17 protein-coding genes are annotated in these 16,699 nt (G+C 65.2%); 6 read left to right on the plus strand and 11 right to left on the minus strand.

Annotated elements, in window-relative coordinates; all coding sequences use genetic code 11:
- Positions 1–47 precede the first annotated feature (47 nt).
- Together IAQ70_RS02050 and IAQ70_RS02055 are read left to right on the plus strand one after the other, a co-directional pair.
- Complete coding sequence (locus IAQ70_RS02050) at positions 48–1,400, plus strand: MFS transporter (RefSeq protein WP_190987621.1); 1,353 nt, start codon at positions 48–50, stop codon at positions 1,398–1,400.
- A gap of 121 nt (positions 1,401–1,521) precedes the next feature.
- Positions 1,522–1,809 (plus strand): hypothetical protein, encoded by a 288-nt coding sequence (locus IAQ70_RS02055; RefSeq protein WP_190987622.1) that lies wholly within the window; start codon positions 1,522–1,524, stop codon positions 1,807–1,809.
- 68 nt (positions 1,810–1,877) lie between these two features.
- On the opposite strand, the gene IAQ70_RS02060 is transcribed toward IAQ70_RS02055, so the two are convergent.
- From IAQ70_RS02060 to IAQ70_RS02070, 3 genes are all read right to left on the minus strand, one after another.
- Positions 1,878–2,285: a VOC family protein gene (locus IAQ70_RS02060; RefSeq protein ID WP_190987623.1), complete on the minus strand. Its 408-nt coding sequence runs from the start codon at positions 2,283–2,285 to the stop codon at positions 1,878–1,880.
- 180 nt (positions 2,286–2,465) lie between these two features.
- A complete protein-coding gene (locus tag IAQ70_RS02065) occupies positions 2,466–4,403 on the minus strand; it encodes a S1 family peptidase (RefSeq protein ID WP_190987624.1) in 1,938 nt (645 codons plus the stop codon).
- A gap of 361 nt (positions 4,404–4,764) precedes the next feature.
- Positions 4,765–5,478, minus strand: a complete 714-nt coding sequence (locus IAQ70_RS02070; protein ID WP_317983553.1) for a tyrosine-protein phosphatase — start codon at positions 5,476–5,478, stop codon at positions 4,765–4,767.
- A gap of 173 nt (positions 5,479–5,651) precedes the next feature.
- On the opposite strand from IAQ70_RS02070, the gene IAQ70_RS02075 reads away from it, so the two are divergent.
- Positions 5,652–6,506 (plus strand): SGNH/GDSL hydrolase family protein, encoded by an 855-nt coding sequence (locus IAQ70_RS02075; protein ID WP_190987625.1) that lies wholly within the window; start codon positions 5,652–5,654, stop codon positions 6,504–6,506.
- Here IAQ70_RS02075 and IAQ70_RS02080 read toward each other — a convergent pair.
- Entirely contained in the window at positions 6,503–7,111 is a 609-nt protein-coding gene (locus IAQ70_RS02080) for a GNAT family N-acetyltransferase (protein ID WP_190987626.1), read from the minus strand. The two genes, IAQ70_RS02075 and IAQ70_RS02080, sit on opposite strands and share 4 nt — an antisense overlap.
- A gap of 76 nt (positions 7,112–7,187) precedes the next feature.
- Here IAQ70_RS02080 and IAQ70_RS02085 point away from each other — a divergent pair, with 76 nt between their 5' ends.
- Positions 7,188–7,421 (plus strand): DUF6480 family protein, encoded by a 234-nt coding sequence (locus IAQ70_RS02085; RefSeq protein WP_190987627.1) that lies wholly within the window; start codon positions 7,188–7,190, stop codon positions 7,419–7,421.
- Between the two features lie 21 nt (positions 7,422–7,442).
- Here IAQ70_RS02085 and IAQ70_RS02090 read toward each other — a convergent pair whose 3' ends face one another.
- Both IAQ70_RS02090 and IAQ70_RS02095 read right to left on the minus strand, forming a co-directional pair.
- Complete coding sequence (locus tag IAQ70_RS02090) at positions 7,443–8,105, minus strand: pentapeptide repeat-containing protein (protein WP_317983554.1); 663 nt, start codon at positions 8,103–8,105, stop codon at positions 7,443–7,445.
- On the minus strand, positions 8,105–8,563 hold the full coding sequence (locus IAQ70_RS02095) for an SRPBCC family protein (protein ID WP_190987628.1): 459 nt from the start codon (positions 8,561–8,563) through the stop codon (positions 8,105–8,107). Before IAQ70_RS02095 ends, IAQ70_RS02090 begins: the two co-directional genes overlap by 1 nt.
- Positions 8,564–8,696: 133 nt before the next feature.
- On the opposite strand from IAQ70_RS02095, the gene IAQ70_RS02100 reads away from it, so the two are divergent.
- Positions 8,697–8,873 carry a CsbD family protein gene (locus IAQ70_RS02100; protein ID WP_190987629.1) on the plus strand — a complete coding sequence of 59 codons (177 nt, stop codon included), beginning with the start codon at positions 8,697–8,699 and terminating at the stop codon, positions 8,871–8,873.
- A 140-nt stretch (positions 8,874–9,013) separates the two neighbouring features.
- Positions 9,014–9,772 carry a dienelactone hydrolase family protein gene (locus IAQ70_RS02105; RefSeq protein ID WP_190987698.1) on the plus strand — a complete coding sequence of 253 codons (759 nt, stop codon included), beginning with the start codon at positions 9,014–9,016 and terminating at the stop codon, positions 9,770–9,772.
- 128 nt (positions 9,773–9,900) lie between these two features.
- On the opposite strand, the gene IAQ70_RS02110 is transcribed toward IAQ70_RS02105, so the two are convergent.
- The 5 genes from IAQ70_RS02110 to IAQ70_RS02130 all read right to left on the minus strand — a co-directional run bounded on the left by IAQ70_RS02110 (position 9,901) and on the right by IAQ70_RS02130 (position 16,656).
- On the minus strand, positions 9,901–11,364 hold the full coding sequence (locus IAQ70_RS02110; protein WP_190987630.1) for an amino acid permease: 1,464 nt from the start codon (positions 11,362–11,364) through the stop codon (positions 9,901–9,903).
- A 189-nt stretch (positions 11,365–11,553) separates the two neighbouring features.
- A complete protein-coding gene (locus IAQ70_RS02115; protein WP_190987631.1) occupies positions 11,554–11,904 on the minus strand; it encodes a Rieske (2Fe-2S) protein in 351 nt (116 codons plus the stop codon).
- Between the two features lie 11 nt (positions 11,905–11,915).
- Positions 11,916–14,432: a nitrite reductase large subunit NirB gene (gene nirB / locus IAQ70_RS02120; RefSeq protein WP_223858607.1), complete on the minus strand. Its 2,517-nt coding sequence runs from the start codon at positions 14,430–14,432 to the stop codon at positions 11,916–11,918.
- Complete coding sequence (locus IAQ70_RS02125; protein WP_190987632.1) at positions 14,432–14,779, minus strand: molybdopterin oxidoreductase; 348 nt, start codon at positions 14,777–14,779, stop codon at positions 14,432–14,434. The genes nirB and IAQ70_RS02125 overlap by 1 nt, the downstream gene beginning before the upstream one ends.
- A 191-nt stretch (positions 14,780–14,970) precedes the next feature.
- A complete protein-coding gene (locus IAQ70_RS02130) occupies positions 14,971–16,656 on the minus strand; it encodes an ABC-F family ATP-binding cassette domain-containing protein (RefSeq protein ID WP_190987633.1) in 1,686 nt (561 codons plus the stop codon).
- Positions 16,657–16,699: the final 43 nt, after the last annotated feature.

Genomic DNA, 16,699 nt, shown 5'->3' on the forward strand with positions numbered 1-16,699 from the left:
TACCGCGTCGACGGAGCTGTGGGCGCCGTCTCAGAACAGGAAAAGCAATGACGCAAAGCCCCTTGCCTACGGGCGCAAAGACACACGGTGCCGTTTACCCGGCCGCCGCCAATAAGACCGAACTGCGCCGCGCAGGCTGGGCGGGCTTCATCGGCACCGTCCTGGAAAACTACGACATGGTTGTTTACGGTGTTGGCACTGCCATCATCTTCAACACCCTGTTCTTCCCCAATGTCTCCCCCGCAATCGGCTTCATCGCAAGCTTCGGAGCTTACGCCGTCGGCTTCATCGCGCGGCCCATGGGCGGCCTGTTCTTCTCCCGCTACGGCGACAAGATCGGCCGCAAGTTTGTCCTCGTGGCCACGCTGGCCCTGATGGGAACCGCCACCTTCGCCATGGGCCTGCTGCCCACCTACGAATCCGTGGGCATCCTCGCCCCGATCCTGCTGACCGTGCTGCGCTTCATCCAGGGCTTCGGCGCCGGCGCCGAAATGGCCAGCGCCGTGGTGCTGCTCGCCGAGTTTGCTCCCAAGGGCAAACGCGGAGCCATGACGTCCCTCGTCTGGGCGGGTGCCGCCGTCGGCTCCGTCTTGGGTTCCGGCGCCTGGATCCTGGTCCAGATGTTGCCGCGTGAAGACCTCGAGTCCTGGGGCTGGCGCCTGGTGTTCCTGTCCAGCGCCCTGGTGACGGTGGCGGCCTACCTGATCCGCCGCAACATGAAGGAATCCCCGGTCTTCTCCGAACTGAAGAAGGAGCACGTGGAGGCCGCTTCCCCGGTTTCGGAAGTGCTCAAGAAGGGCCGCCGTCCGCTGCGCCAGGTCTTCCTCATCAACATGGGCACGCACGCCCACTCCTACATCTACCAGGCGTTCCTGGGCACCTTCCTGATCTCCGTGGTCAACATCGATAAAGCCCTCATCCCCCAGATGCTGGCCATGGGCGGCCTGTTCGCCATTCCGGCAGCACTGATCGCCGGACGCGCCACGGACCGCTGGGGCCGGAAGCCGGTGAACGTCTTTATCCTCGCGTTCCTCTTCCTGTTCTCCTTCCCCGCGTTCTGGCTCAGCAGCACGGGCAACGTCTGGCTGATCGCACTCGTATATGCCGTGGGCTTCACCTTCGCCGTCGAGGGCGGCATCGCGGCCCAGTCGGCCATGTATGCCGAACTGTTCGGCTCCAAGTACCGCTACGCCGGCGTGGCGATCGCCCGCGAGTTCTCCGCCATCTTCGGCGGCGGCATCGCACCCATCATCTGCTCCGCCCTGCTGGCATGGGCCACTAATTCCTACTGGCCCATCGCCGTCTACATGATGATCATCGTCGGCATCTCGCTGTTCCAGGCGATCAAGGCACCCGAGACCAGGGACCGCGACCTCACGCTGGAGGAAAACGCCAGCTAACCGCGCTCCGTCACGAAGCGGCGGACCACCCCGGGGGTGGTCCGCCGCTTTTGTTTTGTCTCCGACCACATGGGACTACGGTGGAAGGACAGAGCCAGCCACAACCGAAGGAAGGCCAGTTATGAGCGACCAGAAAGAGCCGGATCCCGGATTCATCATTCCCGACCCCTCCACCCTCCGGGAGGACAGCCCCGGCGACGTCGGTGACGAGGCAAACGTCATCCGCTTCAGCGAAGAGCAGGCGCTCATCGAGGAACAGCTGCACGGCATCCGCCCGGACACCTACAGCGTCCCGCGCGGCGGACCCACCATGGAGGAAGCGCGCGGAAACATGGACTTGACCGACACCGGCACCGGCCGGTCGGATGACAGCAGCGACGACGGCCTCCACGGCGGCGCGGAAGCCTGAGGACGCCTGCCCCCGCAGGCTGTTTTCGGGGCTGGCTTAGTTTTAGCGGGCTGGCTTAATTGACCGCCTCAGAGCTGGTAGTCGGCCTGGGCTCCCAAGGTTTCGTGGACGCAGAGGATGTTGTGCTCCGTGTCCATGAACCAGGCGCACTTCTCGGAGTCCGTGGTGCAGATATGGTTTTCGGTCCTCAGGTTGGGCAGGTCGTAATCTTGGAACCGGACGCCCCGGGCCTCCATGTCCTGCACAACGCGCTCAATATCGCGCACCTCGAAACTGAGGGCGGTGTGCTCGGAGTGTTTTCCATCCGAGACTGGCTTCAGCTGCAGCATCGGGCCGCCGTCGGCACCGAGCAACTCGCTTCCATCCTCTGTCATTCCGCGGCGCGGCAGGCCCAGTTTTTCTGTGTAAAAACTGTGGGCGCGCGCTACGTCATCAACGGGCAGGATGGTTGTGGCTGTGTTCAGGGCTAGGTTCATTTCGCCACCTCCTACGGGGAAAATCTTACGCCTGGCCGCCCCGGAAAGACCCGCCCCGACCCCCTGTACCCCTCCCCATATCAGACGCTCTCTCACTTGATGTAGGTTTCTGGCCATCCCTCTCTCACATCCCCCGGCGAGCAGAGGCCGGAGTGGTAGAGGGTTCCGAAAAAACCCGCATTAAGTGAGAGAGCGTCCCGGGGTTGGGGCGGGGGGCTGCCGCTTCCGCCGCCGGAGCACCGCGAGCAACACACCGCCGACCGCGAGCGCCGCTGCCGCAAGGCCTGCCGCCAGGAAGAGCCCGGACGCGCCGGTTTTGGCCAGAGCTGTGGGGGGCTCGTCTGCGAGCGGACGTACGACGACGGCGGCGCCAGTCGCGGGGGCCGGCGCACCGTTCGCGGCGGTCACCTGAGCCGGAGTTTCGGCGGGCGGTGAGGCTGCGGGCGGGGCGGCGGGCTGTACGGCGGGCGGGGTGACCGGAGCCGGAGCCGCCACCGGCGGTACTGCGGCGAACTCGAACGCGACAGGTCCCGAGGCGCTGAAACCGTTCACCGTTTCGGCCGTGAAGTTCAGGCGCCCGGATCCGGCGGGGGCCGTAAACGACCACGCCCCGTCGCCGTCCACGGGCACTTCAAAGGGCGCTTCCCCTGCCAACGTGACCTTGACTGTGGAGCCGGCCGCGACTGCCGAGGCCGGCGCCGCGGCAACCGTACCTGTGATGGTCTGGCCGGCGTCGAACGTTGCACCCGTGGCGGGCGCGGTGACGGACGGCTTGTTGAGGAAGAGATCCAGCTGGACTCCGCCGGGGATGCTGGCGAGGGAGTCCTCGAGGGTGGCTGCAATGGCCCGCGTCTGCACGCCGTTGAGAATTTCCGCTCCGGTGTGCGTCCCCACCGCATAGTTGCCGCTGATCCAGGGGCCGCCTGAATCACCGCCCGCCGACGTTACGGACGTTGAGTCGAAGGCCCGGACTGGACGCAGGTCGTTGTCATAGTCCGGCGGCGCGCTCTTTGACCCGGGCATCATCAGGATCGCAATGGAATCGATGAAGCCACACTTCCACCCTGTGGTCCGTCCCGACCGGCACACGGGTCCGCCCAGCACGGGCGCGGCGGCCCCCACAATCTTGACGGGTTCCGGAGTCTCTGCATCGTCCCAGGTTGTGGCGGCCGGCTGAAGATTGAGGCCCGGGCTAATGTCCGTGATGACCGCAATGTCGGTGCCGACTGGAGATCCGTCCGCTGTTGCCGCCGCGTTGTTCAGGCCGCCGAACTGGCTGAACCCAAAATTGCCGAGCGGGGCCAGCGGAGGCAACGGCCACGGGGTGGGAGTAGCGCTCCCACTGGCCGGAGCCCAGCCGAGCGGCTCAAGGCCGGCGGCCTTCGCCGAACCGTCCTGAGTGCAGTGCCCGGCTGTCAGGATCAGCGGAAGTCCCGTGGGGTCAAACGCGCTGAATCCTGTGGAGCACCGGAGCATGTTGTCCACGAAGAATCCTTGGCCGCCGAAAATGTCGTCCTCGGTTTTGACGGCCGCGCCCTTCTCCAGTTGGACATTCGCGTAGCGGGACACGAACTGTGCAGGTGTCAGCTTGCCGGCAGCGGCCGATTCGCTTGCGGTCGCCTGCGCGGTGAGCTGTCCGCTCACGGTCACGGGGACGTCGGCTTCCGCAGTGTTCACGGAACCGGTGCGGATCACAAAATGCCCGGCAGTGTAGGCAACGGCCTGCAGGCCCCGGGTCCCAACGTCACTGACGTAGGCCTGGAACAGTTGATCAATATCGTGCGCCACCAACTCCGGTGCGGAGGCAGCGGGCTGGACCTCGGCGGCGCCGGAGGTGGCACCTGGCTCGGCGGCGGGCGAGGCGGCCGTGGGTTCGGGCGTCCGGGAGGACTGCGCAGGCGGTTCAACCGTTGACGGCGCCACCAGCACAAAATTTGCAGGGCCGGGCTGGTTCAGCTCAGCGACTTTGGCCTGGAGGGCCGGGCCCGCACCTTGAACCAGGATTTTGCCGTTCTTCAGGCTGACGCCCACAAAGCCAGGAAGCCCCTGCAGGGTATCGAGGGCGCCGGCAGCCTGCCGGCCAAGCTCCCCGGCGGCGTTGAATTCCGCAACGCTCATGCCCAGATCACGAAGCACCGCCTCCGAAAGACCTGCCTCGGATGGCCCGGTTGAAGGACGCGCAGCTGTTGAAGGACGCGCAGCTGTAGGAACGTCGACTGCCTGACTGGCAACACCGCTCGCGGGAAGCTCCTTCGACCCCGAGAGACCCCAGGCTGCGCTTTCCGTATGGACAGCTCCCGGGCCGGCCACGGCCGGGACTACACCGAGTCCCAGCGCCAAAGCCATGCCGGCTACTGTCCCTGCGGCAAAAACTCGTTTCATTCGGATAGCCGTTCCGCTCAAGTACGCCAAATTCCGCCCGCGAGTGGTAACCCCTCCCCACGCGCATCGCCACCACGTGCAACACTGGCCACGTACGTCACAAGGGTACCCGGCCTGCAGCGAGACGCTGAATGTCGGCGATCTCTTCAGCAGTCAGTCCGTTCTCCTGCAGGAACGCCCGGGTATCCAGTTCCCTGACGAACTTCACCACCGTCCGGCCGCGCACTTCCAGCAGGGGCGCCAGTTCGGCGTCGGCGAGGTACCGTTCCCGTGCGTGCGGAGGCCCGTGCGTCCGGTAACGCCCGTTGATGCCGCGGGCGGCCTTTGAGTAGCCGTCAGCGATGAGCTGGTCGGAGTGGCCGGCGAGATCCTGGATCATGGCCGCCACCAATCCGCTGCGGTCCCGGCCTGCCGCGCAGTGAATGACGACGGCGCCCGTTGCGGCAGCCACCGCGCGGAAAACCGCAACAAGTTTCTTCGGATACAGCCTGACATTATGCAGATAATGGGCGGGATCGTTGAGGTAAGGACCGCACACGGCAGTGAACCGCGGATCGTCGGGCTCTTCGGTGGGGGCTATGACGATGTTCACGCCCGACCATGCGTGGTCAGGCACAACAGGGTCCGTGTCCCGGCGCAGCGCCTCGCGGGGGTGACGCAGATCCACCACGGTGCGGATGCCGTCGTCGTACGCCTGCTGCCACCCCGTTTCGGTGAGCCATTCGCGCCGCCCCATGCGGTAGACGCCGCCGGCGACGTGCCAGGCATTAACGGCTCCGTCCCACCCGACGGCACACCCTTGTTTGTCCACGCGCAAAGCTAATCACAAAGCCGCTCCCGGCTGCACGCGGGTGGCAGTATTCACGCGTGACCGGAAAGGGGAAATCGAGTACCCCAACTCAGTGACGGGCGCCTGCTTGGGGCGTACGGTGACACTACGCGCCTGCGCAGCATTGTTACGGTGATCAGAAAAAGGGGAATCCGATGGCAACGACAACAGTACGACGGCGGTGCTCGGCTTTTGCAGCCGGCCTCGCCACTCTGGCGATGACCCTGAGTCTCGCGGCTCCTGCCCAGGCGATAGACAAATACGACTACTACGTGGCCCTGGGCGACTCCTACGCCGCCGGGCAGGGTGCGGGACCGTACTTGGGCACGGACCGTTGTTTCCGCAGTGACAACGCCTACTCCGAACTCGCGGATGCACTCAAAACGGTGAAGGTCACCACGAACGCGGCTTGCAGCGGTAGAACGACGCAGAAGGTCGTGGAAGAGCAGCTCGGCCAGCTGAACAGGAAGACCGAACTCGTTACCATCACCGCTGGTGGCAACAACCTCGCATTTGGGACAATCACCAGCTCCTGCCTCACCGCCATCTTCGATTCCAGCAACCCCGTCGCACCTCAGGTCTGTGCAGAGTCCGTCGCAACCGCCTACGCCCTCATTGGCGATGGCAGAGGAACTCTTTACAACGACGTGAAGGCGATGATTAAAAGCGTGAAGTCCGCCGCACCCAACGCCAAAATTGTGGTGACCGGCTACCCCTACCTCTTCGAACCGCTGACCTCCGATCCAACCGATTCCCTGTCCATGTTCAGGGGCCAGGCCACTCAGTTGGCGTACGGTCTGAATGGATCCATCGCCAACGCCGCACTCGATACCAGGGTTCAATACGTCGACGTCAGAACTGCCTTCGCCGGCCATGGCGCCTTATCAACATCGGGCCTCCCCTGGATCAATTTCGACCTTGGCGACCCGGACAGCCTCCTGCACCCGAACGCTGAGGGCTATAAGGCGTACTTCGCAGCGCTGCGGGCTGCTGGGGCCTATACGCCTTAAGGCCGTTTAGCCAGTCTGTGGTCAAGGCCGTTACGGACCATGGGCCACTCGTGTTCCAGGATGGAGAACACCACGGTGTCCCGGAGTACGCCGTCGCTGGTCCGGCGGTGGCTTCTCAGCACGCCGTCCTGCTTGGCGCCGAGCCTGGCGATGGCCTCCCGGGACTGCTGGTTCATCCAGTGCGTGCAGAATTCCACCGCCACGCAGCCGATTGTCTCGAAGGCGTGGCGCAACAGCAGCAGTTTCGAGTCCGGGTTGGTACCGGTGCCATGGACGGACGCGGCATTCCAGGTGTAGCCGATCTCCACGCGGGGTGTGGCGGCATCGAAATTGCAGTACGTGGTCATGCCGATAATCCGGCCCGGGCCCCCGGTGGCCGGATCAATGAGCCGGGTGGTGAACGGCAGCATGGACCCCTGCTCCTGCATCGCCAGCCTGCGGTCAATCTCCGCGGTCATCCCCTCCGGTCTGGGAACGGACGTGTACCAAAGATTCCACAGCTCACCATCGCGCGCTGCCGCCGCCAGCCCGTCGTGGTGCTCATAACTGAGCGGCTCAAGGATGACGTGCCGGCCGGTCAAGGTGATGGGTTCGAGAAAAGTCACAGCATCAGCCTAGGCCCGTCAACAGCTGGCAGTTAGTCTGGGGACACCACCAGGACGCCGAGCCGAGGGAGTTACCGTGACAGGACCTAACCCCGATCCGCAGGACGACAAGATCACCGGCCTGGAACCCGGCGGCGGTGTTCCACCGGGCGAGACACCGCCCGGTGAGGGTTCCGTGGCGGGAACGCATGAACCCGTGCTGAAGGGGTCCGGAAAAGGACAGCAGGTCTTCTGGATCGCGGCCATCGCCGGTGGCGTCCTGCTGTTCCTGCTGTTTTTCATCGGCTACATCGTGGGTTTCTTCGACTGACCGGCTCTGGACCGGAAGCCGTTACACCACCCGGATACCCAGATGGCCGGCCAGGAGCGGGGACAGCAGGCTCAGCTGGTAGTCATCGATCACCAATCCGGCAAGGCTGCCCAGGCCGCTGATGGTCCGGAAATCGCTGCCGCGGAGGTCGAAGTCCTTCAACCGCGCCCCGGTGAGGTCCAGCGTTCCAATGGTGCAGTTCTTCAACACCACCCGCGTCCCGGCGGCGGACCCCAGGTCCAACTCATTGATGATGCAATCAGTGATCAGCACGTCGGTCAGCTTGGCACCCCGCAGGTTGAGGAAGTCCAGTTTGCCGCCGTCGATCCGCACGGACTGCATGCCGCTTTCATAGAGTTCGGCCGACCCAAGCCTGGGGTTGTTCAGGTGCACGTCACGCCACGTGGACCGCGCTGCCCGGAATACCGGCGCGTACAGCTCGGACAGGATGCAATCGCGGAAGCCTGCCCCGCGAAGCTGGGTGTCATTGAACGAGACGCCCTGGAAATCGCACTCAGCGAAGTCCGTACCGCTCAGTTCGAGACCGTCGGCAGCCACGCGGCTGTACCGGACGCCGTCGTACTTTTCACCGCGCCGGAAATTCGGGGCGGCGTCATCGGTCAGGTCCTCCAGCCGGACCTCGGTGAGGCGGGGACCGACGACCTTGGGCAGCTTGGCCGCCACTAAAGCGATTCCGCTTTGGCCGCGATTTCTGCAAGATCCTTCGCGAGGGCCTTGCGGGTGATGCTCATGCCGATCCTGCCGAACAAGGCCATGGTGACCTTGCTGAGCACCGTGGGCTTCACTATGTCGGCGCCGAACGTCAGCGTAAGCTCCGTTCCGCCGTCGCGCCCGTCAAGGCTGAAGCGGGTGGTGTAGTCGGCACCGCCCTGATGCGCCTTCACGGTGGTGCTGCGGGGCGGATCAACCTTGGACACCCACATCTCCACCGTTTCCGCCCGGCCCAGCATGGTCCGGGTTTCCTTCCAGCGGGTCCCCTCGCCGTAGGGCCCTTCAGTGAGCATCTGCACGGCGTTGATGCCGGACAGGGTAGCGGCCGAGCCCGGGATGTCCGAAACCACCGCCCACACCTTGTCCGGGCTGGCATGGATGTGCTGGGTCAGGGTGGTCTTGTGCTCCATGCATCGAGCCTAGCCGGGGCCGCGGACATTCGACAGGCAACGCTCACAGCAGGCCCTTGAAATACTAAGCATGCTTTGTGTTAGGGTGAAATGGCAGTGTTTGATCAACAGGAAACGAAAGGCGGCTAGCGACATGGGCCTCGGAGACAAGATCAGTAACGAAGCGGAAAACCTCGGCGGTAAGGCCAAAGAAGCGGCCGGAAACGCCACGGACAATGACAGTCTGAAGGCTGAAGGCCAGACGGATCAGGTCAAGGCTGACGCCAAGAAGGTCGGCGAAGATATCAAGGACACCTTCAAGAAGGACTAGTTCTTCAAGACCGGACGGCGGCGGATTCCCATGGGGATCCGCCGCCGTCCGTTTGCCCTCCTTACCCATCAGCTGCTCCGCAACAGCCCTTTTGGGGCCCATAGGAGCAATCGATGAAGCGCGGCGGCTACCCTTGGCCCATGACGTACGCCGACCTGAGCGCCGAAAGTGCCGCAGCCGGAGGTTCGCCTTCGCTGGGCGGCTACCTCGCCACACCGTCCGGAACGGGACCTTTTCCCGCCGTCCTGATGATCCACGAAGCGTTCGGGCTGAACGACCAAATACGCGCACACGCGGACAGGCTGGCCCGGGCCGGCTACCTGACACTGGCGGTGGACCTCTTCAGCGACGGCGGCGCCCGGCGCTGCCTGGTCAGCACCATGCGGAGCATGATGACGGGCAGCGGCCGGGTCTTTACCGACCTCGCCACAGCCCGGACCTGGCTGGCCGCTTCGCCGCTGTCCACAGGCAAAACCGGCGTGATCGGGTTCTGCATGGGCGGCGGCTTCGCCCTGCTGGTGGCCCGCGACGGCTTTGACGCGGCCTCGGTCAACTACGGCCGGCTGCCCCGCGACCTGGAGGGAGCCCTCCGCGGGGCCTGCCCCATCGTGGCCAACTTCGGCGGCAAGGACAAGACCCTCAAGGGCGCCGCCCGCAGGCTCGAGACTGCGCTGGACGACCTGGGCATCGAAAACAGCGTCAAGGAATTTCCCACCGCCGGCCATTCGTTCCTCAACGAAACCGACGAGGGCCCGGCACTGTTCCGGCCCCTGATGCGCGTGATGGGCATCGGCCCGGACCCGGCCTCCGCCGCCGAAGCCTGGCAGCGGATCGAGGACCACTTCGCCCGGCACCTCAAAGGTGTGGGCGCAAAGCAACCCCCATCGACTGCTCCGTAACGGCCCTTTTGAGGCCCCATAACGGCGGTTACGGAGCAGTCGATGGGAATTAACGACGTCGGCGGGCCGCCCCCGGGAGGGCGACCCGCCGTCGTCGTACTACTTAGCGTCTGCCGGGGCGGAAGCCCCTAACTGAAGAGCTCGCTCTTGGGCTCGTTGTGCTTGACCTTCTGCCAGCCCAGCCAGAGCACCAGGGCGAAGAACGGGATGGTGGCGAGGGTCCAGAGGCCCAGCATGAACACGTCGCCGGTGGCCTTGTCGGTCATGGTGTCGAAGCCGATCAGCACGGTGATGGCCAGCAGCGCGATGAGGCCCGCCCAGCTGGTCCACGGTGCACCGGGCATGGGCAGGGAGGAGACCTTGCCCTTCTTTTTCCGCAGCGCGATCTGGCTCGCGAAGATGGAGCCCCACGTGAAGATGACGCCGATGGAGGCCGAGTTCAGCGCGAGGTCGAACGCGTGGGAGCCGCCCAGCCAGATGTTCAGCAGGATGCCCACGAGGTAGACGGACGCGATGGCCAGGATGGCTGCGTACGGCACGTGCCGGCTGGACATTTTGGTAAGCCATTGCGGGGCGTGCCCGTTGTTGGCCATGGTGCGGAAGATGCGGCCGATCGAATACAGGCCGGAGTTGCAGGACGAGAGTGCCGCGGTGATGACGATCATGTTCATCACATCGCCCATCCAGGCGAGGCCCATCTGGCCGAACACGGTGACGAACGGGGATGTGCCGGCGACGTACTGGTCTGACGGCAGGAGCATGGCCAGCAGCGTCACGGAGCCCACGTAAAACACCACGATGCGGAACACCACGGCGCGGATTGCCTTGGGGACTTCGCGTTCCGGGTTCTCCATCTCGCCGGCGGTGATGCCCACGAGTTCGATCGCGTTGTAGGCGAAGATGACGGCGTTGAGCACCAGGATCATCACCAGGGCGCCCTTGGGGAACATACCGCCGTCGTCGTGGAAGAGGTTGTTGACGGAGGCATGGCCGTCGCCCACCTTGGCGTTGGTGACCACCATGAAGGTGCCCACGGCCAGGAAGATGACAATGGCGGCCACCTTGAGGCAGGAGGCCCAGAACTCGAATTCGCCGAACGCCTTGACGCTGAGCAGGTTCACGGCCACCAGCAGCACCAGCGCGGCGATGGCGGACAGCTCAACGGGGACGTTGGGGAAGAAGAACTGGAAATACAGCCCGATGGCGATCAGTTCGGCGATGCCCGTCATGGCCCAGTTGATGAAGTACATCCAGCCGGACAGGAACGCGCCCTTTTTGCCGAACATTTCGCCCGCGTAGCTGACGAACGAGCCGGACGTCTGGCGGTACATGATCAGCTCACCGAGCGCACGCATCAGCAGGTACGCGATGACGCCGGCGATGGCGTAGGAGAAAATCAGGGCAGGTCCGGTGGAGGCCAGGCGTCCGCCGGCGCCCATAAAGAGCCCGACGCCGATGGCGCCGCCCATCGCGATCATGGTGACGTGGCGGCGGCCCAGGGTCTTTTTGTAGCCCTCGGCGCTGAGGGAAGAGTCGACGGCGGCGGATGGTGCCGTCTGGCTCTGAAGTTCTGTGGGGGTACTTTGAGGCACAACAATTCCTTGTGGGGTCGGAGGTTGGCCGGCACCGGACACCGGGAGCTTTTGTCCAGATAATTCGCGTTTATCACCCGTTTAGGGGAATTATGTGGACAAAAACTCTCAGGAAGTCGAATTTGCGCGGCCTATCCATCCTACAAGCCCGCGTCGGCCGATCGTGACGCGGGCTACATTCAGCGGGAGTTAAGCTGAATAATTGCCAGCCCCTTGGATGCTTTGCAAAATAATGTTCTGCGCTGGGTCGATCTGAATGTCGTAGGTGCGCAACGATTCGGCCCCCGTGGTGGAGCAGCCTGTGTCCAGCTCGAAAGCGTGCTGGTGGAGCGGGCACATCACCACCTGCCGGTCGATGGTGCCGTCTGCGATGGGACCGCCTTTGTGCGGGCAGACAGCCGACAATGCCCGCAAGGACCCGTCGCGAAGCCGGAAGACGGCCACTTGCTCGCCGTCCACCCCGAAGGCCCGGCCCTCGCCGAAGGGGATCTGGTCCACGGGGCCCAGGTTGTGGCTGGCGGGCATCGGACGTGTGCTCATCGGACCGGCGCTCATCGGACCGGTACCTGCGGCAGGACCGTGAGCGGCAGGGACGTGCGGAACTGGCCAGGCGTCAGCGGATCGTCGCGTTCGCTCCACGGATCCACATAGCTGTCCACGGACGCCTGCATGGCGGCATCCAACCGCCCCGCGCTGCCCTCGGAATCCTCCACAATCACCGCCCGGAGGTGCTCAATGCCCACCCGCGGCACAAACGCGTAGGTCCGCTCCAGCCAGTTGGCCTGCTCCCTGTAGTACTGCATAAAGCGGCCGGTGAGGAGCTTGACCTCCTCGGGATCGTCCACGGTGGCCAGCAGGTCGCCCTTGCGGATATGGGCGCCTGCCGCTCCCCCGACGTAGAGCTCCCAACGGCCACCTTCGACGGCCACCACGCCCACGTCCTTGACGAGGGATTCTGCACAGTTCCGCGGACAGCCGGACACCGCCAGCTTCAGCTTGGCCGGCGACTCGATCCCCTGGAACCGGGACTCAATCTCGATGCCCAGCTTCGTGGAATCGCCCGTCCCGTACCGGCAAAAGTCCTTGCCCACACAGGTCTTCACCGTCCGGAAGCTCTTCCCGTACGCGTAGCCGGAGGGCATGTCCAGGTCAGCCCAGACCTGCGGCAGGTCTTCCTTGGGGATCCCCAGCAGGTCGATCCGCTGCCCGCCGGTCAGCTTGATCAGCGGCACGTGGTGCTTTTCCGCAACGTCGGCAATCCGGCGCAGCTGCTGCACGGACGTGACGCCGCCCATCATTTGCGGCACCACGGAGAAGGTGCCGTCCCGCTGGATGTTGGCGTGGACGCGGTCGTTGATGAAGCGGGCGTCGCGTTCATCGATGTACTGGTCGGCGAGCATCATCTTCAGCAGTGAGGCCAGGCCCATCTTGGACTTCGCGTCCTCGGCTTTACCGGGGGCCAAGGCGGAAAATACCTGGGAAACGGAGCGCAGCCCCTGCTTGCGGATGGCCGCCATGAGGGCCGGCTTGTCCAGCGGAATCCCGGGCACGTAATAGCTGGCGGCCGGATCCTCCTCCACAGCGAAGTCCGCCGCCCATTCCACCACCTGCTTGACCAGAAGCTTGCAGGAGCCGCAGCCCTTGCCGGCCCGGGTGGCGTCCATGGCGCCGGAAACCGACGTGCAGCCGCCCTTCACGGCGGCCACGAGTGCCCCCTTCGAAACGCCGTTGCAGTTGCAAACCTGGGCGACGTCGTCGAGCTCAGCCACACCCACGTCCTCACCCGGCCCACCGACGTCGAACATCAGCGCGATCCGTTCCGCCGGCAGGGGCAGCCCGCGGTCGTAGGCCTGCGTCAGGTAGGCCACCTTCCGGCTGTCGCCCAGGAGCGTGGCGCCCACCATTTTGTTGTCGCGGACCACAATGGACTTGAAGACGCCGCGGCTGGGCTCCGAGAAGACGATGTGCTCGTCCGTGTCGAGTTCCGGGCCGTGGAGCCCCATGGAGGCAACTTCCACACCCGCCACCTTGAGTTTCGTGGCTGTCCGCGAGCCGAGGTAGGCCGACGACGTGTCGGCGCCGGTCACGTGGTTGGCGAGCACCACGGCCTGTTCCCACAGCGGCGCCACCAGGCCGTAGACCTCGCCGCGGTGCTGGACGCACTCCCCTACCGCATAAATGTCATCCTCGTCCTGGACGCGCAACTGGTCATCGACCACGATGGCACGCTCCACCGGCAGCCCGCTCAGCACGGCGAGGTCCACGTTGGGCCGGATCCCCGCGGCCACCACCACCATGTCGCAGGCGATGTCCTCCCGGTGCCGGAGGCTCACGCCGCTGACCCGGTCCATGCCCAGGACGGCGGTGGTGCGGCTGTTGGTGTGGACGCGGATACCGAGGGCCTCCACGCTCATACGGAGCACCGCACCGCCGTCGGGCCCCATCTGCGCGTTCATGAGATGCCCGCCGGAGTGCACCACCTCCACCTCGATCCCGTGGTTCTTCAGTCCGTAAGCCGCCTCAAGGCCCAGCAGGCCGCCGCCGATCACCACGGCGCGGCGGTGGTGCTCCTGCTGGGCGTGCTGGACCATCCTCCGCGTGTCATCGATGGTGCGGAAGCCGAAAACGCCGTGCTTCACCGACCCGGCAGGCGTGTAGAGTCCGTCCATCGGCGGCATGTGGGAGCGGCTCCCGGTGGCGATGATGAGTGTGTCGTAAGGCGTCACACGGCCGTCGTTGGAGAACACATGTTTGGTGGACTTGTCGATTCGGTCAACCCGGACGCCAGCGTGCAGGGTGATGCTGTTCTCGCCGTACCAGGAAAGTGAGTTCAGGAAAATGTCGGCATCACTTTCCTCGCCGGAGAGGACGTGGCTGAGCATGATCCTGTTGTAGTTGCCGTACGGCTCGTCCCCGAACATGGTGATGGTGAACTGGTTCACGCCTCCCCGGGCAAGGATCTCCTCAACCGCCCGGGCGCCCGCCATCCCGTTGCCCACCACCACCAGCCGACGGCGGGGCGCGCCGCCCAGGTGCCTGCCCTGCGGCCGCTCCATCACACTGGTCATCAGTGTTCCACCATGCCCAGGTCCACCACCACGAATCCCGTCACCCCGTCCGGGGCCGCGAGATGGAGCTCAATCACGGAGCCGCCGTCGATGTCCTCTACCACACGCAGCGGCACGTGGACCTCACTCTTGGCACCGATGGGAAAGTAGCGCATGGGCACGCCGTTCCGCATCAGTACCACCGTGATCAGGTCACTGGTGGAATTTCCGCCCCTGAAGTAGAGCGTCTGGTTGATGACGCCGTCCGGAACGTAGTGCGACAACGCGCTGTGGATCAGGACGGGTTTTTCCAATCCAGCCCCCTCAAACGGGAAGATGCCCTGCAGGAAGAGGTTCTTGGTGATCACGGACAGATCCTTTCGGCCGGCGGAAAGACTGGCATGGGCCAATCCTCCGCCGCCGATGTTTCCACCCGCCGGTCCGTGCGTAACAGTTCCTTTGCGCAAAACTCACCGTTTTCCGGGGAACCGTGGAGCAGGCGGCCTGGATGCAAGATTTATGCCGGCCGCACCGAGACAGACCCGGGCGGGGCAGGCAATCAGGCCCGGGCCAGCACCCCGTTGTCCATCGAGTAGCGGATCCAGCGGCTGGCCTCGTCAGTCCGCGATTTTTCGCTCTTCTTCGCGTTCCGCGCAAACCAGTCGCGGAGGGCGCGGTCGTGGCTGACCATCACGAGGGTCCCGCCGAAGTCCGCGAGCGCTTCCTCGAGCTGCTCCACCAGCACGGGCGCCAGGTGGTTGGTGGGTTCGTCCACGATCAGCGTGCTGAAGCCGCCCAGCAGCAGTCGGGCGAGGGCGAGCCTGCGCTGCTGGCCCGCGGACAGGCTGCCCACCGGGACGTGGAACTCGCTGGTGCGGAACAGGCCAAGGCGCAGCAGAGCCTCGGCATGTTCATCGATGTTGCCGCCCAGGCCTGCCACGAAGGCCGGCAGCAGCCGCAGCGAGGGCCGTTCCGGCAGTTCGAGCTCCTGTTGGAGGTAGCCGACGCGCGCCGGGCGAATCACGCTCCCCTCGGCAGGTTCCAGCGTGCCGGCCAGCACGGAAAGCAACGTGGACTTGCCGGCGCCGTTGGGACCGGTGATGAGGATCTTGTCGCCGGTCCAGGCTTCGAAATCCGCGGGGCGCAGGCGGCCGGGGACGCTCACGCCACGGACTGAGAGCACCGCTGAGGGCTCAACCAGGCCAGCCGGCGCCGGCGCAGTTTCCGGATCCACCGCCAGGTCCGCGTTCAGGCGCAAGGGAACCGGCGGGCGGTCAACCGGGCTGGCCTCAAGCCGGCGTAATCGCTCCTGGGCGTTGCGGACCTTGCTGGTCGCCGCCTTCTGCCAGGTGCCGGCTTTGAAGTCGAAGCCCATCTTGTCGCCGTCGCGTTTGCGAGCGTAGCCCATTTTCCCGGCCACGGTGTCCGCCTGCCGCTGTTCGGCCTCCATCGCGCCGATCCAGGCGTGGTACTCCTGGACCCAGCGCTGGCGTTCGGCGGTCTTCTCGCGGAGGTAACCGTCATAGCCGTTTCCGTAGCGGGTCACGGCACTGCGCTCAGCATCCACTTCGATGATGGTGCTGGCCACCTTGCGGAGCAGCACACGGTCGTGGGACACCAACACCACGGTGCCGCGGTGCGCAGCCAGGCGGTCCTCCAGCCACGCCGTTCCCCGGGCGTCCAGATGGTTGGTGGGTTCGTCCAGGAGCAGGATGTCCGCAGGATCGGCCAGGACACAGGCCAGCGCCACGCGTTCCTGTTCACCGCCGGACAGCGAGCCCAAGAGCCGGTTTCGGTCAAGACCGCCCAGGCCCAGCCGGTCCAGCGCAGCCTCCACCCTGGATTCCGCCGCGTAGCCTTCGCGCAGCTGGTATTCGGTCTGCAGCCGGCCGTAAGTCTCCAGCTCTTCATCCTCGGCATCGGCCAGGCCCGCCTCCCGCCGGTCCAGCTCGGCCTCGAGGGCCCGCAGCGACGCCAGGGACGCGTCAATGGCGGCACCCACGGTGAAGGATTCCGGCAGGCCATGGGTTTGGGCAAGGTAGCCCACCCGGCCGTGAATGCTCGCGGCGCCTTCGTCGGGAGCCTCGAGGCCGGCCAGGATCCGGAGCAGCGTGGATTTGCCGGCGCCGTTCTCACCGACGATTGCCACGTGCTCACCTGCGGTGATGACCAGGCTGACGCCGTCAAGCAGGAGCCGGTCGCCGTAGCCATGGGAGACGCCCGAAAGGTTGAGGTGTTCAGTCACGAGAAGTCCTTGTTTTCCGCAGTGTGACCGCCGGAGCTGACTG

This window comes from Pseudarthrobacter sulfonivorans (assembly GCF_014712225.1).
Lineage (GTDB): Bacteria > Actinomycetota > Actinomycetes > Actinomycetales > Micrococcaceae > Arthrobacter > Arthrobacter sulfonivorans.